Annotated in this window: 9 protein-coding genes; 3 read left to right on the top strand and 6 right to left on the bottom strand. The window is 41.0% G+C overall.

Annotated elements, in window-relative coordinates:
- A partial coding sequence (locus EXE29_RS16915; RefSeq protein ID WP_213072636.1) for a phage late control D family protein occupies positions 1–981 on the bottom strand: 981 nt, incomplete at its 3' end.
- 306 nt (positions 982–1287) lie between these two features.
- Positions 1288–1923, bottom strand: a complete 636-nt coding sequence (locus EXE29_RS16910; protein WP_120365097.1) for a cation efflux transmembrane domain-containing protein — start codon at positions 1921–1923, stop codon at positions 1288–1290.
- Between the two features lie 74 nt (positions 1924–1997).
- Here EXE29_RS16910 and EXE29_RS16905 point away from each other — a divergent pair, with 74 nt between their 5' ends.
- A complete protein-coding gene (locus EXE29_RS16905; protein WP_120365096.1) occupies positions 1998–2399 on the top strand; it encodes a Cd(II)/Pb(II)-responsive transcriptional regulator in 402 nt (133 codons plus the stop codon).
- Positions 2400–2417: 18 nt separating this feature from the next.
- Here the strand turns inward: EXE29_RS16905 and arsH are convergent, their stop codons facing one another.
- The 4 genes from arsH to EXE29_RS16885 all read right to left on the bottom strand — a co-directional run bounded on the left by arsH (position 2418) and on the right by EXE29_RS16885 (position 5105).
- On the bottom strand, positions 2418–3158 hold the full coding sequence (arsH, locus tag EXE29_RS16900) for an arsenical resistance protein ArsH (RefSeq protein ID WP_106986742.1): 741 nt from the start codon (positions 3156–3158) through the stop codon (positions 2418–2420).
- Positions 3155–4210 (bottom strand): ACR3 family arsenite efflux transporter, encoded by a 1056-nt coding sequence (gene arsB / locus EXE29_RS16895; protein ID WP_120365095.1) that lies wholly within the window; start codon positions 4208–4210, stop codon positions 3155–3157. Before arsB ends, arsH begins: the two co-directional genes overlap by 4 nt.
- A gap of 84 nt (positions 4211–4294) precedes the next feature.
- Complete coding sequence (locus EXE29_RS16890; protein WP_106986744.1) at positions 4295–4768, bottom strand: arsenate reductase ArsC; 474 nt, start codon at positions 4766–4768, stop codon at positions 4295–4297.
- 16 nt (positions 4769–4784) lie between these two features.
- Positions 4785–5105 carry an ArsR/SmtB family transcription factor gene (locus tag EXE29_RS16885; RefSeq protein WP_120365094.1) on the bottom strand — a complete coding sequence of 107 codons (321 nt, stop codon included), beginning with the start codon at positions 5103–5105 and terminating at the stop codon, positions 4785–4787.
- Positions 5106–5261: 156 nt separating this feature from the next.
- On the opposite strand from EXE29_RS16885, the gene trhP reads away from it, so the two are divergent.
- Together trhP and EXE29_RS16875 are read left to right on the top strand one after the other, a co-directional pair.
- On the top strand, positions 5262–6662 hold the full coding sequence (gene trhP, locus EXE29_RS16880) for a prephenate-dependent tRNA uridine(34) hydroxylase TrhP (protein ID WP_106986746.1): 1401 nt from the start codon (positions 5262–5264) through the stop codon (positions 6660–6662).
- Positions 6663–6673: 11 nt separating this feature from the next.
- Positions 6674–6928 (top strand): YfhL family 4Fe-4S dicluster ferredoxin, encoded by a 255-nt coding sequence (locus EXE29_RS16875; protein WP_106986747.1) that lies wholly within the window; start codon positions 6674–6676, stop codon positions 6926–6928.
- The last annotated feature ends 287 nt before the right edge of the window (positions 6929–7215 follow it).

Genomic DNA, 7215 nt, shown 5'->3' with positions numbered 1-7215 from the left:
ATTTTGATTCAGTTTTTCAATCTGACTGTTGGATGAAGCTGTGGCTTGATCTTCACCTGTTAAGTCTTGCATCCATGCAGGACTGACATGCCATGCTTGTTCTAGACTTAAGCTGGCATTGTCTTGGCTTTGGCTATACTGATGTTTGCTTTGGACTGAACCTGCACCTTCTTCTTGGCTGAGGCCATCAGCTTGCCAACGTTGTACATGTACTGCTGTCGGTTGAATGCTACGCTCACCGATAAAGCTAGTGATGCTGTCTTGTTGCTCTGTGGCACTGGAGCGATGAAAGCGGATACTGCGACGGCTGAGTGCTTGATATTGGCTATTGTCATCAATCAAGCGGAGTTTTTGTTTTTCAATTGGCACTGAGGAATGTGGCACTTTCAGCTGCGCTTCATCAATGAGCCAATTAATGCCTTCACTACGCCAAAGTCGGGTTAAAAAGTCATAATCACTTTCATTCGACTGCATGATGAAGGGCCGAACATCATAGTTTTGGCTTAAACCACTTAGATCAAGCATTAGACTGGATGCAAAGAGTGGACTTTTGCTTTGCCATTCTTTAAAAATAGTTTCGCTGACATCACGCACTGATTTATTCATAAACACACGGCTATTGCGACGCTTATGCCACAGCGACGTTGCGTCTTCTAAACTGAGTTTATACAGCGTGAGTGAACCATCACTCTGGCCTTGAGTGGCTTCGGTAATGATACCCGTAGTACGGAAGAGCTCACCCCGATCTGTCACTTGATCAACAGCAACTTGTACACCAATAAATTGTTTCAGCGGAATCAATGCATTGGTGGATAAGCAAATCAGGGTCGCTTGCAGGCCTTGGTTTAAGCCATGCTCCCCATCAATACGTTGAATAAAAAGCTCGTCATTCAAAGCAGGATTGGAAAATTGCGCATGGATGGCACGCTTTTGAGCGGATAAGCCTAATTTTTCTAATACAGCAAGTATTTTGCCTAGCATAATAAAAAATTCTTAATTGTAATTTTAAAAATTATATTTACTGAAAATTAAATAAAAACAGAAAGCTAATAAAGATAAAATCATAAAAGATGCTGATTATATTTTCTTTAGCACACTAACAATTTTCTTTCAATTTTCATGTAAATCTGTACTTTTTTCTAATTTATTGAGCCTTTACCCAAAAACATAATTATATTCATTTTCTATATTCTACATTTTTTAAACATAGACAGCTAGCCTTGGAGTAAAGACTAGCGCATCTCTTATAAAGCAAATTGTATTGATAAAAAAGTTGCAGATTGTAAATTAAGAGCAGTTCATTGGTGCTTCTACTTTTATTTTTCGCTCTTTCAAAGCTTGCTTAATCACAGCATAACCGCCCGTTAGACCCAATACGGCCATAATTCCTGCCACAATAATGTCCGGCCATAAACTGCCAGTACCAAACACCCCGATAGCTGCCAAGATCACAGCCACATTACCAATCGCATCATTACGGCTACATAGCCAAACCGACTTCATATTGGAATCGCCATCGCGGAAGGCATATAAGATCACCGCAGAAATCACGTTGGCCACCAAGGCTAAAACACCAATCGAGCCCATGGTGATCGCTTCAGGCGGGATACCTTGCATATAAGAGTAAATGACTTTGCCAATGACCACAAAACCAAAGGCCGCCATCGTTAACCCTTTTAGCAGTGCAACTGTGGCACGCCAATATAGACTCGCCCCCAGTACAGCTAAAGAAACACCATAGTTGACAGCATCACCAAAGAAGTCCAAAGAGTCCGCCCAAAGGGATGCTGAATGCGCATAAGCTCCGCCAATCAGCTCAACTAAGAACATAACTAAGTTAATAAATAAAGCGATCCAAAGCGCAGTGCGAAATTTACTATTTGGCTTTGGCGGTGCGGGTTCATGACTGCAAGTACAAGCCATACAAAACTCCCATGCATTTCAGTATTGATCAGGTTATAGTCATTAAAAACCCTCGAGTAACTCCAAGGTCAAGCATGGCAACTTATAAAATTGGCGAACTGAGTAAAAAGACCGGCTTAAGTACCGACAGCATTCGTTTTTATGAAAGCAAACAATTGATTCAACCATCATTTCGGGCGGACAATAATTACCGTTATTATTCTGAAGATGCCTTAAAACGCCTGCTGTTTATTCAGCGCTGCCGTGCGCTTGATTTATCTTTAAAAGAAATTGAAACTTTAATTGAACTCGAACAGCAACCACAGCAAAACTGTCAGGCGGTGAATGAAATTATTGATCTGCATTTAGCACAAGTCGAAAAAAAATTGGCAGAACTGCATAAATTCCAACAGGAATTACAGCAGCTCCGCCAATCTTGCAATGCACAAAGCACCATTGATCATTGCCAAATCTTAAAACAGCTTGAAGCTGAATAAGCGGCATCAAATCATGTATTAAATTGATTTTTGATTAACACGTTTAGACAATTCAGCTGCCGACTCTTTACGTTCTGAATAGCGGTTGGTCAAATAACTTGACTGCCCACGGGTCAATAACGTGAACTTATACAACTCTTCCATCACATCGACAATTCGGTCATACAAACTCGACGCTTTCATACGGCCATCTTCCTCAAACTCCAAAAAGGCTTTCGGCACAGAAGATTGATTTGGAATGGTGATCATACGCATCCAACGGCCTAAAATGCGCATTTGATTGACCGCATTAAAAGATTGCGAACCGCCAGACACTTGCATCAAGGCCAGGGTTTTTCCTTGCGTGGCGCGAATTGCCCCAGCAGCCAATGGAATCCAATCAATTTGCGCTTTTAAAATAGAAGTCATCGCACCATGACGCTCAGGACTGCACCACACCATCCCTTCCGCCCAAGCCAATAGCTCATGTAATTCTTGCACTTTCGGATGTGTCGCATCGCCATCTTCAGGTAAAGGCAAACCTTTAGGATGAAAAATTTTCACCTCAGCACCAAAATGTTCAAGAATACGACCCGCTTCAATCACTGCTAAACGACTATAAGAACGTTCACGGTTTGAACCATACAGCAATAAAATCCGTGGTGGATGCGCAAGTTCTTGCGCCTGCACATTTGCAAAGGTCGGTTGCTCAAGCAAGTCCATCTCAATGTTTGGAAGATCTGTATTAGCTAGATCAGTCTTTGATAAATCAGTACTCATTCAGCCTTTGCCCCTGTATTTGAAAAATATTTTTTACGCAGCCATAAAGACACGCTGACCAAAGCAATCAGCACAGGCACTTCCACCAATGGCCCAATAATGGTGGTAAATGCCACTGGTGATGCCAATCCAAAAGTGGCAATCGCCACTGCAAGCGCCAATTCAAAGTTATTGCCTGCTGCGGTAAATGAAATCGCCGTGGTTTTGGCATAGTCATTACCTATCCACTTGCTCATAAAGAAGCTAATGAAAAACATTACGACAAAGTAAATGGTCAGTGGAATGGCAATTCGCAGCACATCCATTGGCAGACTTAGCACTTCACCGCCTTTTAGACTAAACATCGCCACGATGGTAAACAGCAGTGCCAATAAACTCAGCGGACTGATTTTTGGAATAAACTTATTTTGGTACCAATCTAGTCCTTTTTGTTTCACCAAAAGTGTCCGGCTGAGATAGCCCAATAAAAATGGAATGCCCAAATAAATGAGCACCGCTTTGGTAATAGTCCAAAAACCGACATCAATCACTTGCCCTGCCACACCAAAATATGGCGGCAAGAAGCTTAAGAATAACCATGCGTATGTACTAAAAAACAGGATTTGGAAAATACTGTTAAATGCCACCAAGGCAGCCACATATTGATTATCACCGCAAGCAAGGTTATTCCACACTAACACCATCGCAATACAGCGCGCCAAGCCAATTAAAATCAGCCCCATCATATATTCAGGATAATTCTGTAAGAAAATAATCGCTAAGGCGAACATTAAACACGGTGCAATCAGCCAGTTCTGTACCAGTGACAACACCAACGTTCGCTTATCCTGAAACACTTGCGGCAAATTGGCGTAATCCACCTTTGCCAAAGGTGGATACATCATCAGAATCAAACCAATGGCAATCGGTAAATTAACCGTGCCTAAGCTTATACTTTCTAAAGCAGTTGATGCCTGCGGAAATAAATAACCGATCAAAATACCCAGTGCCATGGCAATAAAAATCCACAGCGTGAGATTACGATCTAAAAAGGATAATTTTGCAGTTTGCATATCTTCAACTTATCAATCTAAGACGCAAAAATTAAAAGCCATGTACAAAAAACAGGCTTCTATTTTTGCAGAATTGCGATTTAATTAATCAATCCGACCAATTTTATTCAGCTCAATAATTAAATCTTCTTTGCTTAATTGGTTTAAATCCAAGGCAAAAAAGGCATCAAAACGACGTTGAATATGCTCTACTGTCTGCATAAATGCCTGCATTTTTTCATCATCTTCGCAATCTAAATGTGAAGGATCTTCTAAGCCCCAGTGCACTTTAATCGCATTGCCTAAATATAATGGACAAGGCTCTTCTGCGGCAGAACCGCATACCGTCACCACAATTTCAGGATTAAACTGTTCGCAATCTTGCATATTTTTGCTCCACAAACCTTCTGTGGAAATATTCAAACTTTGCAAGGTTCTTAATGACAGCGGATGCACCTTACCTGAAGGCTGACTGCCTGCGCTGCACGCACTAAAGCCCTGCGGTGCACGTGCATTAAAAAGCGCTTCCGATAAAATACTGCGGCAGCTATTACCTGTACATAAAAATAAAAAATTCATAGTGTTACTCTTAATATTAGTCACAACATGGCGCTGCATTTTCAGTACATTTAAATTGCTCTGCACGTGGATTATGCTGCAGCGTTAGTTTCAAAATATCGACACACCACGTTTCTAATTCAGGATGAATTTGATAATAAATCCACTGCCCTTGGCGGCGATCTTGCAAAATTTTGGCACTGCGTAATAAGGCCAAATGACGGGATATTTTCGGCTGGCTTAAATCTAAGGCAGTCATCAAATCACAGACATAGCTTTCACCGCGCAGCAGCAAAATAGTCAATATGTCGAGACGCGTTTGCTCTGACAAACATTTAAAAAAATTCAGTTGATCCATAATATATATGCATATTCGAATATGCATATATATTATTCGCTATTCGGTGAAAATAACAGTGTTTTGGATCTATAATTCCGAGCTTTTTACTAGGTTGAATCATTTTTTTAGATTCATACAATAAAGCCATATTTTTTATATGCCTTAATTTTTGTCATGAGCATCACGACTGTAACTGAACTCTTATCACCTGCCGGCTCACTGAAAAACATGCGCTATGCTTTCGCATACGGTGCAGATGCCGTCTATGCAGGTCAGCCACGTTATAGCTTACGTGTTCGTAACAACGAGTTCGATCATGACAACTTACAAATTGGCATTAACGAAGCCCATGCTTTGGGTAAAAAGTTTTATGTGGTGGTCAACATCCAGCCGCATAACTCAAAATTAAAAAATTTTATTCGTGACCTTACACCAATCATTGAAATGAAGCCTGATGCACTGATCATGTCAGACCCTGGTTTGATTATGATGGTGCGCGAAAACTTCCCTGAAATTGACATTCACCTTTCAGTTCAAGCCAATGCCGTAAACTGGGCAACGGTTAAATTTTGGCAAAAAATGGGTCTAACCCGTGTGATTTTGTCACGCGAACTGTCGATTGAAGAAATCGAAGAAATTAAAACGCAAGTCCCGGGCATGGAAATTGAAGTCTTTGTTCATGGCGCACTCTGCATGGCCTATTCAGGCCGCTGCATGTTATCTGGCTACATGAACAAACGCGATGCCAACCAAGGTGCATGTACCAATGCTTGCCGTTGGGAATACAAAGTGTCTGAAACCGCTGAAGATGCCAATGGCGATGTGATTCCTGTACAAAATATTGATACAGCAAAAAAATCTGGTTGCTGCTCAAAAGATGCAGATGAACTGCACATGCAAGCGCAAAACCAAGTTTCTGAACCAGTGTTATTACAACGTAATGACGAAGAAGCTTTTGCTGCCGAAGAAGATGAACACGGCACATATTTCATGAATTCTAAAGACTTACGTGCCGTTCAGCATGTTGACCGTTTAACCAAGATAGGCATTCATTCACTGAAAATTGAAGGTCGTACCAAGTCTTATTTCTACTGTGCCCGTACTGCGCAAATTTACCGTAAAGCCATTGATGATGCGCTGCAAGGCAAAGACTTTGACCCATCACTGATGACTCAGCTCGAAGGTTTAGCAAACCGTGGTTATACCGAAGGTTTCTTACGCCGCCATGTGCATAGCGAATATCAAAACTATGAAAACGGTTCATCAAGTTTTGACCACCAAATTTTCTGCGGTGAAGTTTTAGAGCGCAATGGCGACTACATCAAAATTGATGTGAAAAACCGTTTTGTGGTGGGTGATTCATTAGAACTAATGACCACTAAAGGCAACATCACGTTCACATTGACTGAAATTAAAGACAAAAAAGGTAATTCCATTGAAGATGCGAAAGGTTCAGGCCATATCGTGGATATTCCTGTGCCTGCCGATGTCGATATGACTTATGCCCTGCTCATTCGTAACTTACCAAATTCGACGGCAGATATTTCTGCATCCTCTTTGGCTTATCAGGCTTAATTGGGTTCGCTATGGCCTTACTCATTACTGACAAATGCATTAACTGCGATATGTGTTTACCCGAGTGCCCGAATGAAGCGATTTATGAAGGTGCGAAGGTCTATAAAATTGATACAGACCGCTGCACAGAATGTGTGGGTTTTTATGAAACTCAAACCTGTGTTGATGTCTGTCCAATTGAGTGCATCGTGCCCCATCCCGAGCATGTGGAAACGCAAGAGCAGTTAATAAAAAAATTTAAAGGATTGAATTTATTCAAGTCTTAATATGAAACGCCACTTTGGAATACTTATTGCTTATAAGCTTAGCAATTGAAAAGAACAACCTTGGGGAAAGTATAAAAATAAGGTTGTAAAACAAAAATAGACGATGGGCAAAGAACTGGATCAAAATGCTTGGGGACATTTTGATTCTTATCTTGCAGATAAAAAAAGGAACTCCGGTGTTAGCATCCAAAGTTCCTATAAAACGAGAATATTGATAACAACAATATTCACAATAACGCTTAGAAAATAGGTCAGTGTGTATGGGGAACACACTGGCCTTTTCTTTT

Source organism: Acinetobacter sp. WCHAc060006, assembly GCF_004209135.1.
GTDB classification, from domain to species: domain Bacteria; phylum Pseudomonadota; class Gammaproteobacteria; order Pseudomonadales; family Moraxellaceae; genus Acinetobacter; species Acinetobacter cumulans.
This window is presented reverse-complemented; position numbering and strand designations above follow the sequence as displayed.